At 63.5% G+C, this 18,844-nt stretch carries 16 protein-coding genes; 8 read left to right on the top strand and 8 right to left on the bottom strand.

The window, feature by feature from the left end; genetic code table 11:
- Positions 1 to 24: 24 nt before the first annotated feature.
- Complete coding sequence (locus tag LPA36_RS13685) at positions 25 to 567, top strand: FKBP-type peptidyl-prolyl cis-trans isomerase (protein ID WP_228877281.1); 543 nt, start codon at positions 25 to 27, stop codon at positions 565 to 567.
- Here LPA36_RS13685 and LPA36_RS13690 read toward each other — a convergent pair.
- The 4 genes from LPA36_RS13690 to LPA36_RS13705 all read right to left on the bottom strand — a co-directional run bounded on the left by LPA36_RS13690 (position 547) and on the right by LPA36_RS13705 (position 6,798).
- A complete protein-coding gene (locus tag LPA36_RS13690; RefSeq protein WP_228877283.1) occupies positions 547 to 1,842 on the bottom strand; it encodes a hypothetical protein in 1,296 nt (431 codons plus the stop codon). The genes LPA36_RS13685 and LPA36_RS13690 overlap by 21 nt on opposite strands.
- Entirely contained in the window at positions 1,829 to 4,495 is a 2,667-nt protein-coding gene (gene mutS, locus LPA36_RS13695; RefSeq protein ID WP_228877285.1) for a DNA mismatch repair protein MutS, read from the bottom strand. The genes LPA36_RS13690 and mutS overlap by 14 nt, the downstream gene beginning before the upstream one ends.
- Positions 4,496 to 4,583: 88 nt before the next feature.
- The gene (lplT, locus tag LPA36_RS13700; protein ID WP_228877524.1) at positions 4,584 to 5,882 is read right to left on the bottom strand and encodes a lysophospholipid transporter LplT; all 1,299 of its coding nucleotides are present in this window, start codon (positions 5,880 to 5,882) and stop codon (positions 4,584 to 4,586) included.
- A 112-nt stretch (positions 5,883 to 5,994) separates the two neighbouring features.
- Positions 5,995 to 6,798, bottom strand: a complete 804-nt coding sequence (locus LPA36_RS13705; protein WP_228877286.1) for an inositol monophosphatase family protein — start codon at positions 6,796 to 6,798, stop codon at positions 5,995 to 5,997.
- Positions 6,799 to 7,075: 277 nt separating this feature from the next.
- Here LPA36_RS13705 and LPA36_RS13710 point away from each other — a divergent pair, with 277 nt between their 5' ends.
- Both LPA36_RS13710 and cysE read left to right on the top strand, forming a co-directional pair.
- A complete protein-coding gene (locus tag LPA36_RS13710; protein ID WP_228877288.1) occupies positions 7,076 to 7,933 on the top strand; it encodes an RNA methyltransferase in 858 nt (285 codons plus the stop codon).
- A 225-nt stretch (positions 7,934 to 8,158) separates the two neighbouring features.
- Positions 8,159 to 8,959 (top strand): serine O-acetyltransferase, encoded by an 801-nt coding sequence (cysE, locus tag LPA36_RS13715; RefSeq protein WP_228877289.1) that lies wholly within the window; start codon positions 8,159 to 8,161, stop codon positions 8,957 to 8,959.
- 92 nt (positions 8,960 to 9,051) lie between these two features.
- Here cysE and LPA36_RS13720 read toward each other — a convergent pair whose 3' ends face one another.
- The 4 genes from LPA36_RS13720 to LPA36_RS13735 form a co-directional block, all read right to left on the bottom strand.
- Complete coding sequence (locus LPA36_RS13720) at positions 9,052 to 9,861, bottom strand: UDP-2,3-diacylglucosamine diphosphatase (RefSeq protein WP_228877292.1); 810 nt, start codon at positions 9,859 to 9,861, stop codon at positions 9,052 to 9,054.
- 83 nt (positions 9,862 to 9,944) lie between these two features.
- Positions 9,945 to 10,439, bottom strand: a complete 495-nt coding sequence (locus tag LPA36_RS13725; protein WP_228877293.1) for a peptidylprolyl isomerase — start codon at positions 10,437 to 10,439, stop codon at positions 9,945 to 9,947.
- A gap of 117 nt (positions 10,440 to 10,556) precedes the next feature.
- Positions 10,557 to 11,144, bottom strand: a complete 588-nt coding sequence (locus LPA36_RS13730; protein WP_228877294.1) for a peptidylprolyl isomerase — start codon at positions 11,142 to 11,144, stop codon at positions 10,557 to 10,559.
- Between the two features lie 51 nt (positions 11,145 to 11,195).
- Positions 11,196 to 11,906, bottom strand: coding sequence for a tetratricopeptide repeat protein (locus tag LPA36_RS13735; protein WP_228877295.1), 711 nt, complete (start codon positions 11,904 to 11,906; stop codon positions 11,196 to 11,198).
- A gap of 266 nt (positions 11,907 to 12,172) precedes the next feature.
- Between LPA36_RS13735 and cysS the strand changes: the two genes are divergently transcribed.
- The 5 genes from cysS to LPA36_RS13760 all read left to right on the top strand — a co-directional run bounded on the left by cysS (position 12,173) and on the right by LPA36_RS13760 (position 18,843).
- Positions 12,173 to 13,582, top strand: coding sequence for a cysteine--tRNA ligase (cysS, locus tag LPA36_RS13740; RefSeq protein ID WP_228877296.1), 1,410 nt, complete (start codon positions 12,173 to 12,175; stop codon positions 13,580 to 13,582).
- A 47-nt stretch (positions 13,583 to 13,629) separates the two neighbouring features.
- Positions 13,630 to 14,676, top strand: coding sequence for a DNA-3-methyladenine glycosylase family protein (locus LPA36_RS13745; RefSeq protein ID WP_228877297.1), 1,047 nt, complete (start codon positions 13,630 to 13,632; stop codon positions 14,674 to 14,676).
- Positions 14,677 to 14,788: 112 nt separating this feature from the next.
- Entirely contained in the window at positions 14,789 to 15,760 is a 972-nt protein-coding gene (locus LPA36_RS13750; protein ID WP_228877298.1) for an acetyl-CoA carboxylase carboxyltransferase subunit alpha, read from the top strand.
- Between the two features lie 40 nt (positions 15,761 to 15,800).
- On the top strand, positions 15,801 to 17,228 hold the full coding sequence (gene tilS, locus LPA36_RS13755) for a tRNA lysidine(34) synthetase TilS (RefSeq protein WP_228877299.1): 1,428 nt from the start codon (positions 15,801 to 15,803) through the stop codon (positions 17,226 to 17,228).
- Positions 17,229 to 17,592: 364 nt separating this feature from the next.
- On the top strand, positions 17,593 to 18,843 hold the full coding sequence (locus LPA36_RS13760; protein ID WP_228877300.1) for an aspartate kinase: 1,251 nt from the start codon (positions 17,593 to 17,595) through the stop codon (positions 18,841 to 18,843).
- The last annotated feature ends 1 nt before the right edge of the window (position 18,844 follow it).

An 18,844-nucleotide genomic window follows, 5' to 3' on the forward strand; every position in this document is an offset into this window, starting at 1 on the left:
GTGAGTTGTATTCTGGAGAAACGAATGAAAATCGCAAAGAACACCGTCGTATCGGTCGCTTACAAGCTGTCGGATGCGCAGGGCAATCTGATTGAAGAAAGCGACGAGCCGATGGTCTATCTGCACGGCGGCTATGATGGCACGTTCCCCAAGATCGAGGAAGCGCTCGATAGCCAGGAAGCGGGCTATGAAACCCAGGTTCAGCTTGAGCCGGCAGACGCGTTCGGCGAGTACGATCCCGATCTCGTGAAAATCGAGCCGCGCGAGCGTTTCCCCGAGCCGCTCGAAGTCGGCATGCAGTTCGAAGGCACGCCGGAAGAAGGCGACGAAGACCTCGATTCGCTGATCTACACCGTGACGGACGTCGCGGAAGACAAGGTCGTGCTCGACGGCAACCATCCGCTCGCCGGCATGGCGCTGCGCTTTGCCCTGACAGTCAAGGAAGTGCGCGAAGCGACCGAAGACGAAATCCAGCACGAGCACGCCCACGGCGCTGATGGTCTCGAAGTCCTCGACGACGATGACGAAGAAGACGACGACAACAAATCAGGGCCCACGCTGCACTGAACTGGCAGGCGCAGCGGGGAAAGCGGGCGGCATGTTCGGGGTAGCCGTGCTGCCCGTTGAGTTGCCCGCGCCGTTGCCCGTGTTTCCACCGCTGCCGGGCGCCGGTTGCGGCATCGGTAGCGGCGTCGTCGGCGCCAGGTCGGATGCGGGCGGCATCGACGGAATTTCTGGCATCGACGGCACGGGCTCCTCGTGCAAGCTGTTCGATGGCGCGGCCGCTGGCATCGGCACGCTTTTCGGTACGTCCCGCACGCTCACCCGGAACGGCGGCCTTCGCGCCGTATCCGCATCAATTTCGATCCACTGATTCAACCGGTCTCGCGGCGCAAACGCAATGCGGGTGAGATTTGTCACCTGTACGCCCTTGTCATTGCGCAATGGCTGATCGATCTGGAATCCGGCAGGCACGCTCTGATCGTCGTGATGAACGACGAGGATCGGGCCGCGAAAAGTCTGCGCCAGTTTGACGAGGCTGCGTTTGAGTTCCAGGTAACCGTCGCGCCGCTGGTTGCGCGCGAAGCGCAACCACGCGAAGCGGTCGGGACGCTCGTAACGTTCGGGATCGGGGTCACCCTGCATGAACACGACGATCGCGCGCGCACCACGGCGCTTCGCGAATTCGGCCGCGTGTTCGAGCCAGAACGCGTTTGCCACGACGCGATCCTCAAATTCTCCGTTCCGGCCGCCTGCATTCAAATAGTGGTTGTTTGGCGACGGCACGTTCAGCGCAAGAAACACCGTATCTTCCACCTGCCAGCGTACGTTTTCCCGATACGGATGAAAGCGCGACACTTCGCTTTCGCGCGTGAGCGCAACCGGATTCTGGCCCATCGAGGAGGCGTCCGCGAACACGGTCTGCCGTAGCAGATCCAGCCGTTCGACTGGATCGTAGCTGCCTGCCGGTGCAGTGCCGCAGTCGGCCCAGTCGTGCTGGCCGGCCACGAAGATGAGCGCCGGTCGCGCAGCTTCGAGCAACGTCTGGCGTCGTTCGTACAGCGCGTCGTTGCAGGTTTCCCTTGCGCCCTTCAGATTGCCGTCGTAGACGATAAACGAGACGTTGCTGTCGCGACCGATGGTGTCGAGCAGACGTTGCGTCGGTGCTTCATCGGCCGGGCTTTCGAGCGTGCCGCTGATGACCGCGAACGCGTAGCGCGAGCCGGCCGCATATGCCGCCACCGGCTGCGCGCCGATCACACTGCATGCCAGCGCAATGGCAAGTGCCGCGCGGATATCGCGCGGGCACCACTGGGGCCACGGACGTTCAACGGTCCGCATCCGGCGCGCTGGCCAGGTCTTGCAGTTCGTAGAGCAGCTGGAGCGCGTCGCGCGCGCTCAGCCCGTCCACGTCGATTGCACGCAGCTTTTCGATGGCCGCCTGATGTTGCGGCGTGGGTTCGGTCGCCGGCTCGTCGTCTGCATCTTCAACTTGCACCGGCGCCGCGAAGAGGTCGAGTTGCGGCGTGCCCTGCGCGACCGACTGCTGTTCGAGATGCGCGAGATGCCGGCGAGCGGCGCGAATCACGGCTGACGGCACGCCAGCCAGTTGCGCGACCTGCAAGCCGTAACTCTGGTTCGCGGGGCCCTCCTCGACGGCGTGCAGGAACACGATGCCGTGCCCGTGTTCGACCGCAGAAAGATGGACGTTCGCCGCCTGCGGAAATTCGGTGGGGAGTTGCGTGAGTTCAAAGTAATGCGTCGCGAAGAGCGTGTGGCAGCCGTTGTGCGCAAGCAGATGCCGGGCAATTGCCCATGCAAGCGCGAGACCGTCGAAGGTCGATGTGCCGCGGCCGATCTCGTCCATGAGCACGAGACTTTGTGGCGTCGCGTCGTTGAGGATCGCCGCGGCTTCGGTCATTTCGACCATGAACGTCGAGCGGCCACCTGCGAGGTCGTCGGCTGCGCCGATGCGTGTGAAGATGCGGTCGATCGGGCCGAAGCGCGCGCGTCGTGCGGGCACATAACTGCCGACGTACGCCATCAGCGCGATCAGCGCGGTCTGACGCATGAACGTCGATTTGCCGCCCATGTTTGGACCGGTGATCAGCAGCAGCTTGCGTTCGTGCGAGAGCGTGCAGTCGTTCGCGATGAACTGTTCGACCTGCGCTTCGACAACCGGATGGCGGCCCTGCTCGATCTCGATACCGGCTTCGCTGGAGAACGTCGGCGCGACCCAGTCGAGCGCGCGCGCGCGTTCCGCAAGCGCCGCGAGCAGATCGAGTTCCGCAAGCGCCGAAGCCACGCGCTGGCAGTCGGCGATGAACGGCAGCAGCGATTGCAGCAGCGCGTCATACAGCGATTTCTCGCGTGCGAGCGCGCGTTCCTGTGCGGAGAGCGCCTTGTCTTCGAACGTTTTCAGTTCCGGCGTAATGTAGCGTTCGGCGTTTTTCAGCGTCTGGCGACGACGGTAGTCGTCGGGCACCTTGTCCGTCTGGCCGCGCGTGACCTCGATATAGAAGCCGTGAACCTTGTTGTACTCGACGCGCAGGTTCGAAATGCCGGTGCGCGCGCGTTCGCGCGTTTCGAGGTCGATCAGGAACTGCCCGCAGTTCTCGGAGATGTCACGCAGTTCATCCAGATCCGCATCGTAGCCGCGGGCGATCACGCCGCCGTCACGCACCATTGCGGCGGGTTCGGGCGCGACCGCGCGCGTCAGCAGTTCGACGCAGTCCATGGGTGGCGCGAGCGACAGGTCGATCTGGGCGAGCGAATCCGATGCACCCGCAAGCAGTGCAATCTGCGTGCGCAGCGCGGGCAGCGCGATGAACGTGTCGCGCAGGCTCGACAGGTCGCGGGGACGCGCCGACAGCAGCGCGAGGCGCCCCGTGATGCGTTCGATATCGGAGATCTGCCGCAGTGCGGTACGGAGTGCGTCGAGACTCGCGGCCGCCGGCGCGTCGAGCAGCGCCCCGATGGCTTGCTGACGTGCCTCTGCAATCGCGGAAGCGCGCGGTGGATGATGCAGCCAGTGCCGCAGGAGCCGGCTGCCCATCGTCGTGCAGCATGTATCGAGCAGCGAACACAGCGTGGGTGACTCGGTGCCGCGCAGCGTCTCGGTCAACTCCAGATTGCGCCGCGTTGCCGGATCGAGACCAATGTATTCCGACTCGGATTCGACCTTCAGGCTGCGGACGTGACGCAGTTGCTGCCCCTGCGTTGCCGCCGCGTACAGCAGCAGCGCGCCGGCTGCACCACAGGCGCTCGCGAGTGAATGCGCGCCGAAGCCGTCGAGGCTCGCCACGTTCAACTGGTCGCACAGACGCTGCGTACCCGAAGCCACATCGAAGTGCCATGCCGGCACCCGCGTGACGGCGCCGGTGCCCGTGGCAGGCGTTGCGCCCGTATCGGTTGCCGTATCAGCGACAAGCATCTCAGCCGGGCGGATCCGCTCCAGCACGGCGGCGACCTGATCGGGCGCCACTTCGGCAAGACGCAACCCGCCGCTCGCGAGATTCAGCCAGGCGAGCCCGACCGTGGTCGCCACGCCGCGCCGGTTGTGGCCGACGCACATCGCAAGCAGGTACGCGTCGTTCTTGTCGGACAGCAGCGCCGCGTCAGTCAGCGTGCCCGGTGTGACGACGCGCATCACCTTGCGCTCGACAGGCCCCTTCGACGTAGCCGGGTCGCCAATCTGTTCGCAGATCGCCACCGATTCGCCGAGCTTCACGAGCTTCGCCAGATACTGTTCGACGGCGTGATGCGGCACGCCGGCCATCTTGATCGGGTTGCCCGCCGACGCGCCGCGCTGCGTCAGCGTCAGATCGAGCAGGCGCGCGGCTTTCTCCGCGTCTTCGAAAAAGAGCTCGTAGAAGTCGCCCATCCGGTAGAACACGAGCGTGCCCGGATGTTCGCTCTTGATGCGCAGGTATTGCTGCATCATCGGCGTATGTTGTGCGACGGTTTCGTTGGGTGTTGCGATTGGAGTGCCCATCCTGATGTCGTGCCATGGTGTTCAGGGCGTGAGTTTAACCCGCCCGCGCCACCTGTGAACCTGGCCGGTTGGCCGGTGCACGCCGGCGTCATTCTTCGACCAGCGCCCGCATGTCGACCTTGCGTGCATTCGCGAGGCTGCGGCGTCTGGCGAGCCACATCATGAACGTGATAAACGTGCCGAACACGACGATGATCCACTGCACCGGCAGCTTCGCCGTCAGCATCAACGCGTATGCGCCGAGCATCAGAAGAACAGCCAGGTTCTGGTTGAAGTTCTGCACGGCGATCGAGTGTCCCGCGGTGAGCAGCGTGGCGCCGCGATGCTGCAGGATCGCGTTCATCGGCACGATGAAGAAGCCCGACAGCGCGCCCAGCAGAATCATCAGCGGATAGGCGAGCACGATATACACCGGCGCGACGAACGGGCCGATCCGGATGCCCATGCCCGCCGGAAAAAGCCCCTTGCTATAGAACGCCATCGCGATCGCCACCGCCCCCGTCACGATGCCGACCGGCAGCACGCGCAGCGAGCCGCGCAGCGGCACCCACGCAGCCGCGGCCGCGGCGCCGACGGCAATGCCGAGACCCGTGATGCCCTGCATGACCGCCGCTTTCGACAGCGACAGGCCGAGATTCGCATCCGCCCACTTCAGCACGAGCAGTTGCAGCGTGACGGCGCCGCCCCACATGAGCGTCGTGACCCAGAGCGCGATCTGCGCGAGCTTGTCGGCCCACAGCACGTTGAAGCTGTTCGCGAAGTCGCCAACGAGCTTCTTCGGCTCGGCAAGCCGGTTCGGATAACGCGCGCCGGTGTCCGGAATCGCGACGTTGATCGCCGCGGCTGCCGCGTACGTGAGCATCACGGCGAGCATCGCGAGATCGGCGGCGGTGTGGATGACCGGAAGATGCGCCCGCGCGACGAACTTCGTCGCGATTGTGCTGATGAGTGCGCCGCCCACCATCGTGCCGACGATCGTCGAGAGCACCGTCGCCGATTCCAGCCAGGCGTTGGCGGCGACCAGTTTTTCGGCGGGCAGCAGTTCGGTCAGGATGCCGTATTTGGCAGGCGAATACGCCGCCGCGCCGAAGCCGACCACGCCGTACGCGATCATCGGATGAACACCTGCAATCATCATCAGGCATCCCGCCGCCTTCAGCGCGTTCGAGACGAACATCACGTGACGCTTTTGCAGCGCGTCGGCGAACGCGCCGACGAAGGGCGCGAGCAGCACGTAGGAAATCGTGAAGAAGATCTGCAGCAGCGGCGTAATCCACGCCGGCGACTGGATGACAGTCAGGAGCGCAATCGCCGCGATGAGCAGCGCGTTGTCCGCCAGCGACGACACAAACTGTGCCGCAATGATCGTATAGAAGCCTTTTTTCATGAAGCGGACCGGAGCGCGCAACAGGAAGCGTCGCGCTGGATTCGAACCGGTTGTCGAACGCACGCCGACGCCATAACAAAAAAGCGGCCAGAGCCGCTTTTTTATCCGTGCATCAAGCCGCTTGCTGCTTCGTGCGGCTGTACTTGGTGAGGATCGGCACCATCTGCGCGTACATCTTCGGATTGCCGGCGACGACTTCGCCCACGTGAAGGAAGTCCGAGTCGCCCGTGTAGTTGCCCACGAGACCGCCCGCTTCCGTGATCAGCAGGCTGCCTGCCGCCATGTCCCATGCGTTGATGCCCTGCTCGAAGAAGCCGTCGAGACGGCCCGCGGCGACGTTTGCCAGATCGAGCGCGGCGGCGCCGGGGCGGCGCAGGCCCGCGCAGGCATTCGTCATCTCGGTGAAGAGGCGGTTGTACGCTTCGAGGCCATCCTTTTCGCGGAACGGGAAGCCGGTGCCGATCAGGCCGTCGGCCAGACGGTCGCGGCGGCCCACGCGGATGCGGCGGTCGTTCAGGTACGCGCCACGGCCGCGCGAGGCGGTGAAGAGATCGTTGCGGGTCGGGTCATAGACGACGGCCTGCGTCACGATGCCCTTGTGCGCGAGCGCGATCGACACGCAGTAATACTGGAAACCGTGGATGAAGTTCGTGGTGCCGTCGAGCGGGTCGATGATCCACTGGAATTCCGACTCGTTGTCGGATTTGCCGGATTCTTCGGCGAGGATCGCGTGATCGGGGTAGGCGGTCTTCAGCGTATCGATGATCGCGGCTTCCGACGCCTTGTCGACCTCCGTGACGAAATCGTTGTGCTGCTTTTTGCTGACCTGGATGAGGTCCAGATCGAGCGACGCGCGGTTGATGATCTGCCCGCCGCGACGAGCGGCCTTGACAGCGATGTTTAGCATGGGATGCATGAGCCGGGATCCTTGTGCCGGACAGCCGAAAGCGGCGGTCCGGTAATAGCGGTAAACAACCGGAACGTTCGCTTTGAAGTGATCAAACACGCGTTCCGTCGACGGAGACGAATTGAAGAAGAGCGGGGCGAGGCCCCCTGAAACGTTCAGGGACGACGCGAATTTCGTGATTTTACCCGAGTCTGGCCGCTTTCGGCAGCGCCGCGCGCGCTCGCGCCCGAAAGCCGGCTCCGGCAACGGTGGATGGCGCTACCATAGGGGTTCTCCAGTCAGTCGAATGTCACCCGTGGCCGAAATTCAGCACCCGTCTTCTCCTTCCCGCGATTCATCCGCAACGTCTGGCGCGCCTGGCGACAGCGCGGGTCCCGTTCGCGGCGGCTTCACGTCGACGCGCTTCGTGCTCGTCGAGCCGAGTCATCCCGGGAACGTCGGTGCGGCGGCGCGCGCGGTCAAGACGATGGGTTTCTCGCGGCTGGTGCTCGTCGCGCCGCGCGTTTCGAACGTGCAGAACGACCCGGAGGCGGTTGCGATGGCAAGCGGCGCCGACGACGTGCTGGCGTCCGCCCACGTCGTGCCGACGCTCACTGACGCATTGAACGGAGTCCACTGGTCGATCGCGCTCACGGCCCGGGCCCGTGAATACGGTCCGCCGCAGCTCTCGCCGCGTGTCGCCGCGGTGGAGGCGCGCAACCACGCGGCACAGGGCGAGATCGCGCTGGTGTTCGGCAACGAACGCACGGGCCTCTCGAACGAGGACGTTGAGCGTTGCAGTGTGCTCGCGCATATTCCGGCCAATCCGGCGTATAGCTCGCTCAACCTCGCGCAGGCCATCCAGGTGCTGTCGTATGAATTGCGCATGGCTTATCTGGACATGCAAGTCGCCAGCAGCAGCGCCACGGGCAATATCGATCCGGACGCGTCGCCACGCGCGGCCAGCGAAGAAATCGAACGCATGTACGTGCATCTGGAAAACGCGCTGATCGCGCTCGAGTTTCTCGATCCCGCGAATCCGAAGAAACTGATGTCCCGTCTGCGGCGGCTCTTCGCCCGTTCGGGGCTCGAGCGCGAGGAAGTCAACATCGTGCGCGGTATCGCCAAACATATCCTGCTGAAGGTGAAGCCGTCCGGCAAGTAGACCGGATGCGACCGGCGGCGCCGCGCGCCCTTTGGGTTCAGGATGACGACCTTGCTGGCCACGCGGGCTTCGAGCAGCGTTTCCGCAATGCCCCTACAATCGCTGAAAACGTCATAAGCAAAGCGGCAGGGCTGGATTCGCAGCCCGCCGTCCAGCGCGCGTTGCCCGTTGCCAGGTGTTGCCACCGGCGGCAGCGCAGCCTCACCCCACGTCAGCCTGATTGCCATGTTCAAAAGACTTCGCGAAGACATCGCCACGATCCGTGAGCGCGATCCCGCCGCCCGCAGCGCCTGGGAAGTCCTCACGTGTTATCCGGGCCTTCATGCGCTCGTGCTGCACCGTCTCGCGCACGCATGCTGGCGCGCCGGGCGCCGCTGGCTCGCGCGCTTCGTGTCGCAGCTCGCGCGCTTTCTGACCGGTATCGAAATCCACCCGGGCGCAACCGTCGGCCGGCGCGTGTTCATCGATCACGGCATGGGCGTCGTGATCGGCGAAACCGCCGAAATCGGTGACGACTGCACGATCTATCAGGGCGTGACGCTCGGCGGCACGTCGCTCGAGCGCGGCGCGAAGCGGCATCCGACACTCGGCCGCGGCGTGATCGTCGGTGCGGGTGCGAAAGTGCTCGGCGGCTTTACGATCGGCGCGGAGGCGAAGATCGGCTCGAACGCCGTCGTCGTGAAGCCGGTGCCCCCGGGCGGCACGGCGGTCGGTAATCCGGCGCGCGTGATCGTGCCCGCTGCAAGCGCAACACGATCGGCGGGGAGGGCGGGCGACGGGAAACCAGCGTCGGCCCGAAGCGGCTTCTGCGCTTATGGCATCACGCCGAATGCGGACGATCCGGTGTCACTCGCCATTCACGGATTGATCGATCACGCGGCGACGCAGTCGCAGCGCATCGACGAAATCGTCGCAGCGCTGGAGCGGCTCGGCACGAGCCTCGAAGCGTTGAACGGCGCCGATGCGGCGCTGCTCGATCTGCGGCGGCTGTCGGCGGCGATTGAAGGGAAGGTCGAGCAGAGTTGATCGCGCACGCGCTGCGATCGCCGTTTCATCTGCGATTGCCGTGTGCGGGCGTGGGCATGTGTGGCGCCTGGGGCTTTACCGTGCGGCCCGGATCAATCCAGCGGCAACACCTTGAAGCCCTCGGAATCGATACGCAGATAACCGCCGCGCCGTGTGCCGTGATCGAGTTCCCAGTCGGGCAGAACCCAGCGTGTGCCACCGGGTTCGACGTGCGTCGCGGGGCGATGCGTGTGGCCGTGAATGATTGTCCTCGTGCCGGATTTGCGAAACATCGCCGCGACCGCTTTCGACGTCACGTCGTATTTCGGCGAGACGGGGCGCGAGCGGCCTTCCTCGCTCGCTGAGCGCATCCGTTCAGCGAGTTTCCTGCGCCACCTGAACGGCCACGCGAGAAACAGCGCCTGCGCAACCCGACTGCGCGCGAAGCGGCGAAACAGCTGGTAGCCGCGATCGGCCGTGCAAAGTCCGTCGCCGTGCGCGAGCGTGACGCGCGTACCGAACGCGGTGATGACAAACGGATCCGGCAGCCATATCGCGCCGGCCGCTTTCATGAAGCGCTTGCCAAGCAGGAAATCCCGGTTGCCATGCATGATGTAGAGCGCGATGCCGCGCTCGGTCAACGTGTGCATCAGCGCCGCCATGCGGGCGACGAACCGGTCACCATCGGGCGCGACCAGCATGTCGTCGCCGATCCAGTACTCGAACAGATCGCCCAGAATGAAAACCGAATCCGCCTGATCGGCCGTTACGCGGATGAAATGCTCGAACGCCGCGACGGTGCGCGGAATCGCCTCGCTCAGGTGAAGATCGGAAATGAATAAAAACGGGCGTGCGGCATGCGGGCGTCTGCCCTCGCCAGGCACGCCCGCAGCGACGCTTCGCAGCGGCGTTTCTTGCAGCATTGAAGGTGCTCGTGATGTCCTGCGTTAAACCGAAAGAGGCGGCGTGAAACGCCGCCTCTCTCAACTCGCGCGTGAGGCCGGTGTTACCCGGCGATCACAGCCTTTTCGATGATGACGTCGTCGACCGGCACGTCCTGGTGAAAGCCCTTCGAGCCCGTCTTCACCTTGCGGATGGCGTCGAGCACGTCCAGACCTTCGACCACCTTGCCGAACACCGCGTAGCCCCAGCCCTGCGGCGTCGGCGACGAGTGGTTCAGGAAGTCGTTGTCGTTCACGTTGATGAAGAACTGGGCGGTTGCCGAGTGCGGATCGTTCGTGCGCGCCATGGCCACCGAACCCTTGACGTTCTTCAGTCCATTGTTCGCTTCGTTCGTGATTGGCGCTTCGGTCGGCTTTTGCTTCATGCCCGGCTCGAAACCGCCGCCCTGAACCATGAAGCCGTCGATTACGCGGTGGAACACCGTGTTGTCGTAATGACCGGCCTTCACGTAGTTGAGGAAGTTTTCAACCGACTTCGGCGCTTTTTCGGCGTCCAGTTCGAGTTTGATGATGCCGTGGTTCGTGTGCAGTTCGACCATGATGGGATCCTTTGACTGACAGGTGAGTGAAGGGCGCGGACGGCACGTTCGGCCAGTCCGCGCGGAGGTGTTCCTGCGGGTGCGTTCGGTGCGCTTTCAGGACGCGTTGTTACCCGCTTACTTGCTGACGACAGTCGCCGACTGGATCACGACCTGCTTTTGCGGCACGTCGGACATCGGGCCGCGCGTGGTGGTCGGTTCGCCTTCGATCTTCTTCACGACGTCCATGCCCGACGTGACCTTGCCGAACACGGCGTAGCCGTTGCCGTCTGGATTCGGATAATCGAGGCCGGCGTTATCCACTGTATTGATGAAGAACTGCGCCGTGGCCGAATTCGGATCGCTCGTACGCGCCATCGACAGCGTACCCGCAGCATTTTTCAGGCCGTTGCGGCTTTCGAGCGGAATCGGCGCACGCGTCGGCTTTTCGGCGAAGCTCGTCGTGTAGCCGCCGCCCTGGATCATGAAGCCCGGAATCACGCGATGAAAAATCGTGCCGCTGTACTGGCCGGACTTCACGTAGTCGAGGAAATTCGCGACGGTCTTCGGCGCCTTCTCAGGATACAGCTCGACACGAATGTCGCCTTCCGATGTCTTGAAGAGGACGGACGGGTGCGCGGCCTGTGCCTGTGAACCCGTTTGTGCAAAAGCGGGTGCGTTCGCGATCAGGGCGGCGCTGCCGAGCGCCAACATCAACCATTTCATGTAAATCCTCGGGGTGGAAAAATCGGGGTGACGAAAGAAGGCCCGTTGGGTCTATTGCGACGGCGCGACGTAAGGCGGCACCGCGAGCGAGCCGGTCGGGCCACCGAACTGGAAGGACGGGCTTTCAGTCACATTGTTCACGGCGCGCGCGGTGTAGTCGTCGACCGCTGCGGCGCTCTTGTGCGCGGGTTTCTTGCTGCCCGCCGGCGGCGAGACGATCTTCTGGATGTCGGCGAGACGCTGCTGCGTGGCCCCGCTCGCGTGACCGATACCCTGCGCGCGCCTGTACGATTCGGCGGCAAGGCGCAGATACAGGTCGCCGAGGTTTTCATACGCGAGGCCGTAGTTCGGATTGACGCGGGTCGCGGTTTCGAGCGCAGCGCGGGCTTCCGGATAGCGGCCTTCCTTCGCGTAGAGCGCGGCGAGGTTGTTGTACGGTTCGGGCAGCTCCGGGTACAGCTGCGTGAGCTCGGTGAACGCGGCGATGGCGTCGTCGGCGCGATTGAGGCGCGCGAGCACCGTCGCGCGCTTGAACTTCGCCTGCGCGTCACGCGGATTCGACGCGATGCGCGCGTCGAGCTGCTTCAGCGCGCCATCCCAGTCTTTCTGAGCGATCGACGCGTCGATTTGCGGTGTGCCGTCCACGACAGCTTTCGACTGCGCGTGCGCGGCGGGACCCGCCAATACCATGAAGGCGACGCCGCAAAAGGCAGTCGCGGCGAGGGTCGCAGCGCGTCGCGCGCGGCCGCTGGAAGGTTTCATAGGCTCAGGTCTGGGTGTTATACTCCGACCCATTCTAACAAAAGGTCTGCGCGTTCCGTTGAACCACAGACTGTCTTTTCGCCACTCGTGGTCGTCTCCGCCTTGAATGCAGCCTGACCGCAGCACAAAATGCCCCGGTTTGGTGTCAGCTTCGTTTGCCTGCTGTTCCTGTCGTGCCCGCCCAGGTTGTGAATCGGGTCGCGAAGCGCCGGGTGCAGCATGCACGTAACACAATGCGGATTTCTTTCGGCCCACGCATCGTCTCTATGGAATCTCTGCGCATCTACAACACGCTCGCGCGTGACAAGCAATCTTTCGTGCCGCGTGAAGCGGGCGTCGTGCGGATGTATGTCTGCGGGATGACCGTGTACGACTACTGCCACGTCGGTCATGCGCGCGTGATGGTGGTGTTCGATATCGTCCAGCGCTGGCTGCGTACACTTGGCTATCAGGTCACGTATGTACGCAACATCACCGATATCGATGACAAGATCATTCGACGCGCTGTCGAAAACGGCGAGACAATCAAGTCGCTGACCGACCGCTTTATCGCCGCGCTGCATGAAGACGCGGACGCGCTCGGCATCGCGCGGCCCGACATCGAGCCGCGTGCCACTGACTTCATTCCGCAGATGCTCGGCATGATCGAGGCGCTCGAAGCAAACGGCTACGCGTATCAGGCGACAGACGGCGACGTAAATTACGCCGTGCGCAAGTTCGCGAACTACGGACAGCTCTCGGGCAAGTCGATCGAGGACCTGCGCGCGGGCGAACGCGTCGCGGCGAACGATGCGAAGCAGGATCCGCTCGACTTCGTCTTATGGAAGAAGTCGAAGCCGGAAGAACCCGCCGACACCGGCTGGGATTCGAAGTACGGCCGTGGCCGTCCCGGTTGGCATATTGAATGCTCGGCGATGAGCTGCAGCCTGCTCGGCGAGCACTTCGACATTCACGGCGGCGGTCAGGATCTGCAGTTTCCGCATCATGAGAACGAACTCGCGCAAAGCGAAGGCGCGTCCGGTCAAACGTTTGTCAATTACTGGATGCATAACGGCTACGTGCAGATCGACAATGAGAAGATGTCCAAGTCGCTCGGCAACTTCTTTACGATCCGCGAAGTGCTTGCGCAATACGACGCCGAAGTCGTACGCTTTTTCATCGCGCGTGCGCATTACCGTTCGCCGCTGAATTACAGCGATACGCACATCGACGACGCACGCGGTGCCCTTACGCGCCTTTACACTGCACTGAAGGACGTCGGGCTTGACGAAGCAGCAGGCGATGCATTGCCCGACTGGAACGAAGCGCACGCGCAGCGCTTCCAGGCCGCGATGAACGACGACTTCAACACGCCTGTTGCGGTGTCGGTGCTGTTTGAACTGGCGAGTGAAGTGAACCGCACGCGCGACGCGGCGCTCGCACAACAGTTGCGGTCGCTCGGACGTCTGCTGGGGTTGCTCGGTCGCGCGCCGCGTGCGTTTTTGCAGCAGGCCGCGGGTAGCGCGAACGAAGGCACGTTCGATGCCGCCGCGATCGAAGCCAGGATCGCAGCACGCGTCGCCGCCAAGCAGGCGAAAGATTACGTCGAAGCAGACCGGATCCGGGCGGAGTTGCTCGAAGCAGGTATTGCACTTGAAGACAAACCGGGCGGGTTGACAGAGTGGCGCCGCGTGTGAGCGCGCCCCGAACATTCCTCTGATCGACTCGCCAGGCAGGAGGCAGGATGGCAATGGCCACGAAGACGCCGGCTAAACGAGCCGCGTCTCACACAGGCGCGACAGCCGTAGTGAAAACGACACGCGCACGCAGTAACGCAAGACCTTCGCTGACGGCTGCATCGTCAGCGGGCAACGGCGCGACGACGGCGAAAGCTTCCGCCAAGGCGTCGGCGAAAGTGTCCGCTGGACTCGCTTCGAAAGTGGCGGGCAAGCGCGCGCTCAACGGCGTATCGCATGCGCCTCACAAGATCGCGAAGCCCGTGCGCAAGGCGCACGTGAAAGGCAATGGCGCGCTACCGGCGGAGCTGGCAGGCGACGTGCAGGAACTCGCACGCGACAGGCTGCACGATGGGGAAGTCGTGCGCAAAACGCGTGCATCGACGTCGAGCGAAGTCGCCGTGCCAGTGCAGATCGGCGGCCTTGCGCCCGAGGTGACGCGGCCGCCGTATTGGGACAAGGCGTGCGCCGATCTCGTCAAGCGCGACCGCATTCTCAAGAAGCTGATTCCGAAGTTCGGCCCGGTGCATCTGCTAAGCCGCGGCGATCCGTTTGTCACGCTCGCGCGCTCGGTCGTCGGCCAGCAGATTTCCGTCGCGTCCGCGCAGGCCGTGTGGCAGCGCATTGAAACAGCGTGTCCGAAGCTCGTGCCGCAACAGTTCATCAAGCTCGGGCAGGAAAAGTTGATGGCGTGCGGGCTGTCGAAACGCAAGTCGGAATACGTGCTTGATCTCGCGCAGCACTTCGTGTCGGGCGCGCTGCACGTCGGCAAGTGGGAATCGATGGAAGACGAGGCGGTCATCGCCGAACTCACGCAGATTCGCGGCATCGGTCGATGGACAGCGGAGATGTTCCTCGTCTTCAACCTGTCGCGCCCGGACGTCCTGCCGCTCGACGACCTGGGCCTCATTCGCGCGATCAGCGTGAACTACTTCAGCGGCGAGCCAGTCACGCGCAGCGAAGCGCGCGAGGTCGCGGCGAACTGGGAGCCGTGGCGCACCGTTGCAACCTGGTATATGTGGCGTAGCCTCGATCCATTGCCGGTCGACGATTGAGTAACCCAAACTGCAACTATCGATATCTCAAAATCGATAGTTGCGACACGGTATTGACACAGCCGAGCGCGGTTAGAATACGCGCTGCCGGTAAGTCCAAGGATTACAACCAATGAAGACCACGTTTCTGGATTTCGAACAGCCGATCGCTGAACTCGAAGCGAAGATCGAAGAATTGCGCTTCGTGCAGGACGATTCGGCCGTCGATATTTCGGAAGAGATCGAGCGGCTGTCGAAGAAGAGCCAGCAACTCACCAAAGACCTCTACGCGAACCTGAGCCCATGGCAGGTTTCGCAGATCGCGCGTCATCCGCAGCGTCCGTACACGTTCGACTACGTGAGCGAACTCTTCACCGATTTCCACGAGCTTCACGGCGACCGCAGCTATGCGGACGACCTGTCGATCGTCGGCGGCCTTGCGCGTTTCAACGGCCAGCCGTGCATGGTGATCGGTCACCAGAAGGGCCGCGACACGAAGGAGCGCGCGCTGCGCAATTTCGGCATGCCGCGCCCGGAAGGCTATCGCAAGGCTGAGCGCTTCATGCGTCTTGCCGAGAAATTCGGTCTGCCCATTTTCACGTTCATCGATACGCCGGGCGCCTATCCGGGCATCGGCGCGGAAGAGCGCGGTCAGTCGGAAGCGATCGGTCGCAATCTGTACGTGATGGCCGAGCTGAAAACGCCCCTCATCGCGACGATCATCGGCGAAGGCGGTTCGGGCGGCGCGCTCGCGATTGCCGTCGGCGACAGCGTGCTGATGCTGCAGTTCTCGACCTATTCGGTGATTTCGCCGGAAGGCTGTGCGTCGATCCTGTGGAAGAGCGCCGCGAAGGCACCTGAAGCCGCTGAAGCGCTGGGTCTCACCGCGCATCGTCTGAAGGCGCTGGGTCTCATCGACAAGATCGTCAACGAGCCGCTCGGCGGCGCGCATCGCGATCCGAAGGGCATGGCTGCGATGCTGCGCCGTGCGCTCGCCGATTCCCTGCGTCAGTTCCAGGGCATGAGCATTCAGGACCTGAAGCAACGCCGCTTCGAACGCCTGATGGCGTACGGCAAGTTCAAGGAAATGACGCCCGGCGTTTAAGCCGGCGTCCGTTCTCAAGGGTGCATCGCGCCTTTCTGCCGTGACTCTTCCTGCTGAAAATCCCGCCGACCGCCTCGTTCTCGATGCGGTCGGCGCGGCGTTTTCTGCGCTGCCTCCCGGCGCGCGTGTGGCCGTCGCGTTCAGCGGCGGGCTCGACTCGACTTCGCTGCTCGATGCGGCGGTGCGTGTGGCCGGCGCGGCGCGGTGCGTGGCGTTACACGTCCATCATGGCCTGAGCCCGCATGCGGACGAATGGCTCGCGCATTGCGACGCGTTTGCGCGCGAGCGTGGCGTAACGTTCGAGGCGCGGCATGTCGATATCTCCCGCGAGAGCGGTGTGAGCATCGAGGCCGCGGCGCGCGACGCGCGCTATCGAGCGCTCGACGAAATGTGTGTCGGTCACGATATACCGGCGATGTGGCTCGCGCAGCACGCGGACGACCAGGCCGAAACGGTGCTGCTGCAATTGTTGCGCGGAGCCGGGCTTGCCGGGCTTGCCGCGATGGCGCCCGAACGGCTCGCCCCGGGCGCCCGGATCGTACGATTCAGGCCGCTGCTGCATGTGCTGCGCGCGCAGCTCGAACAGTATGCGCATGCTCGTGACCTGAGCTGGATCGACGACGAATCGAACGCAGACACACGTTACGCACGCAATGCGCTGCGTCATGAGGTATTGCCGCAACTGGCGGTCCATTTTCCGGGGTTTCGCGACGCGCTTTCACGTACGGCGACGCATGCCGCCGCCGCCCAGCGTCTGCTCGACGAGCTTGCACGTATCGATCTGCAGCAGGCCGCCCGCAACGATGCGCGCGCACTGTCGCGTGACGCATTGCTCGCGCTCGACGATGAGCGCGCGATCAACCTGCTGCGCTACTGGATACGCACGCTCGGCCTGCCGGCTGCTTCGACGGCGCGCCTTGCCGATGCGCTGCGCCAGCTTCGCGACGTCACGCGCGATCACGGCATGCGTGTCGATCACGCGGGCCAGAGTCTGCGTAACTATCGCGACGAAATTTACTGGGAAGCAGGGGAGAGCGCCGAACCCGCCGATGAAACCGCGATCGACGCACGGCCCGTGAGCGAGTTGACGTGGCGCGGCGAATCGATCTGGCGTTTGCCGCAGTGGCGGGGCACCTTCGTGTTCGCCGAAGTCGAAGCGGACGATCCCGACGCGATCGCCGAGCCGCTCCTCACGCGAGCGCCGCTGGCGGCGCGTTCGCGCGCGGGCGGCGAACGCATGCGTGTGGATGCGAACGGATCGAGCCGGACGCTGAAAAACCTGTTCCAGGAGCGTGGCGTGCCGTCGTGGAAGCGCGATGTGCCGCTCGTTTTCAGCGGCGATGCGCTCCTCTTCGTGCCGCTCGTCGGTATCAATCGCGAGACGGCAACTATCGCCGCCGATGAACCCGAAGCCAACGCATCGCGCTATTTTCGCCTCGACTGGCGCCCGGATGTGCTGATCGCCTGACAGTTCGCGAGAAGACCGGAAAATGTCCCGAAAAAGCGCGCAAATCCTTTGTGCACAAGCGTTTGGAGGCCGTTTTTACGGGATTCCGGCTTGTCTTTTTTCGCTCGATCAGGTACTTTAACCTGTTTGCCCGGCGAGATTTTGCCGTGTTTTTATCGTAATCCCGGTCATGTCCGGACCGGTTGCCAGCCGCACCCCGCTCGCAGCCTGCCGTTACGGGCAAACCAAAAAGGGCAAATCCTGCGCAAGTTGCACGCGCGCTGCATTTACGCCGCCACACTCCATCGTCATTCCTGTACGTTGCCTGTTGTGCGGTCGTCTCCAGCGCGCCGAAGCGCGGTCACCACTCCAGTTCAGAACGACAATGGCACTCATCGTACATAAATACGGCGGTACTTCGATGGGCTCGGTCGAGCGCATCAAGAACGTCGCGAAGCGCGTCGCCAAATGGCACAAGGCCGGCCACAAGATGGTCGTCGTGCCGTCGGCGATGTCCGGCGAAACGAACCGTCTGATCGGTCTCGCCAAAGAAATTTCCGCCCAGCCGGATCCGCGCGAACTCGACATGATCGCGTCCACTGGCGAGCAGGTCAGCGTCGGTTTGCTGTCGATCGCCCTGCAGGAAGCGGGCGTCGATGCGGTCAGCTACGCTGGCTGGCAAGTGCCGGTGAAAACCGACAGCGCGTTCACGAAAGCGCGTATCAGCGATATCGACGGCGAACGCGTGCTGCGCGATCTTGACGCGGGCAAGGTCGTCGTGATCACGGGCTTCCAGGGCATCGATCCGGAAGGCCACATCACGACGCTTGGGCGCGGCGGTTCGGATACGTCGGCGGTCGCGGTGGCTGCGGCGCTGAAAGCCGACGAGTGCCTGATCTATACCGACGTCGACGGCGTCTACACGACAGACCCGCGCGTGGTCGAAGAGGCGCGACGCCTCGATTGCGTGACGTTCGAAGAGATGCTGGAAATGGCCAGCCTCGGTTCGAAGGTGCTGCAGATCCGCTCGGTTGAATTCGCCGGCAAATATCGGGTGAAGACGCGTGTGCTGTCGAGCCTGACGGATCCGATGATCCCGCTCGAAACGGAAATGACGTCGGGCACCCTGATTACTTTTGAAGAAGACGAGACCATGGAAAAAGCAGTCATCTCGGGAATCGCGTTCCAGCGCGACGAAGCACGTATCGCCGTGATGGGTGTGCCTGACAAGCCGGGCATCGCGTATCAGATCCTCGGCCCGGTGGCGGACGCGAATATCGACGTCGACATGATCATCCAGAACCAGAGCGTCGAAGGCAAGACGGCGTTCACGTTCACGGTCGGTCGTGGCGACTATCAGCGCGCGATGGACATCCTCACGGGTCAGGTGAAGGGTCACGTGAACGCCGAGCAGGTGCTGGGCGATCCGAAGGTATCGAAGGTTTCGGTGGTCGGTGTCGGCATGCGTTCGCACGTCGGTATCGCGAGCACGATGTTCCGCACGCTGTCGGAAGAGGGCATCAACATCCAGATGATCTCGACGTCCGAAATCAAGATCTCGGTACTCATCGACGAGAAGTACATGGAGCTCGCCGTGCGCGCGCTGCATAAGGCATTCGAACTCGATCAGGCGTAAC

Origin of the sequence: Paraburkholderia saeva (assembly GCF_907164555.1) — a bacterium.
Taxonomy (GTDB): Bacteria; Pseudomonadota; Gammaproteobacteria; order Burkholderiales; family Burkholderiaceae; genus Paraburkholderia; species Paraburkholderia saeva.

Bases quoted from the DNA above. Each gene is read 5' to 3' on its own strand.
- LPA36_RS13685 (WP_228877281.1), top strand. From the start codon at position 25: ATGAAAATCGCAAAGAACACCGTCGTATCGGTCGCTTACAAGCTGTCG.
- LPA36_RS13690 (WP_228877283.1), bottom strand. From the start codon at position 1,842: ATGCGGACCGTTGAACGTCCGTGGCCCCAGTGGTGCCCGCGCGATATC.
- mutS (WP_228877285.1), bottom strand. From the start codon at position 4,495: ATGGGCACTCCAATCGCAACACCCAACGAAACCGTCGCACAACATACG.
- lplT (WP_228877524.1), bottom strand. From the start codon at position 5,882: ATGAAAAAAGGCTTCTATACGATCATTGCGGCACAGTTTGTGTCGTCG.
- LPA36_RS13705 (WP_228877286.1), bottom strand. From the start codon at position 6,798: ATGCATCCCATGCTAAACATCGCTGTCAAGGCCGCTCGTCGCGGCGGG.
- LPA36_RS13710 (WP_228877288.1), top strand. From the start codon at position 7,076: ATGTCACCCGTGGCCGAAATTCAGCACCCGTCTTCTCCTTCCCGCGAT.
- cysE (WP_228877289.1), top strand. From the start codon at position 8,159: ATGTTCAAAAGACTTCGCGAAGACATCGCCACGATCCGTGAGCGCGAT.
- LPA36_RS13720 (WP_228877292.1), bottom strand. From the start codon at position 9,861: ATGCTGCAAGAAACGCCGCTGCGAAGCGTCGCTGCGGGCGTGCCTGGC.
- LPA36_RS13725 (WP_228877293.1), bottom strand. From the start codon at position 10,439: ATGGTCGAACTGCACACGAACCACGGCATCATCAAACTCGAACTGGAC.
- LPA36_RS13730 (WP_228877294.1), bottom strand. From the start codon at position 11,144: ATGAAATGGTTGATGTTGGCGCTCGGCAGCGCCGCCCTGATCGCGAAC.
- LPA36_RS13735 (WP_228877295.1), bottom strand. From the start codon at position 11,906: ATGAAACCTTCCAGCGGCCGCGCGCGACGCGCTGCGACCCTCGCCGCG.
- cysS (WP_228877296.1), top strand. From the start codon at position 12,173: ATGGAATCTCTGCGCATCTACAACACGCTCGCGCGTGACAAGCAATCT.
- LPA36_RS13745 (WP_228877297.1), top strand. From the start codon at position 13,630: ATGGCAATGGCCACGAAGACGCCGGCTAAACGAGCCGCGTCTCACACA.
- LPA36_RS13750 (WP_228877298.1), top strand. From the start codon at position 14,789: ATGAAGACCACGTTTCTGGATTTCGAACAGCCGATCGCTGAACTCGAA.
- LPA36_RS13760 (WP_228877300.1), top strand. From the start codon at position 17,593: ATGGCACTCATCGTACATAAATACGGCGGTACTTCGATGGGCTCGGTC.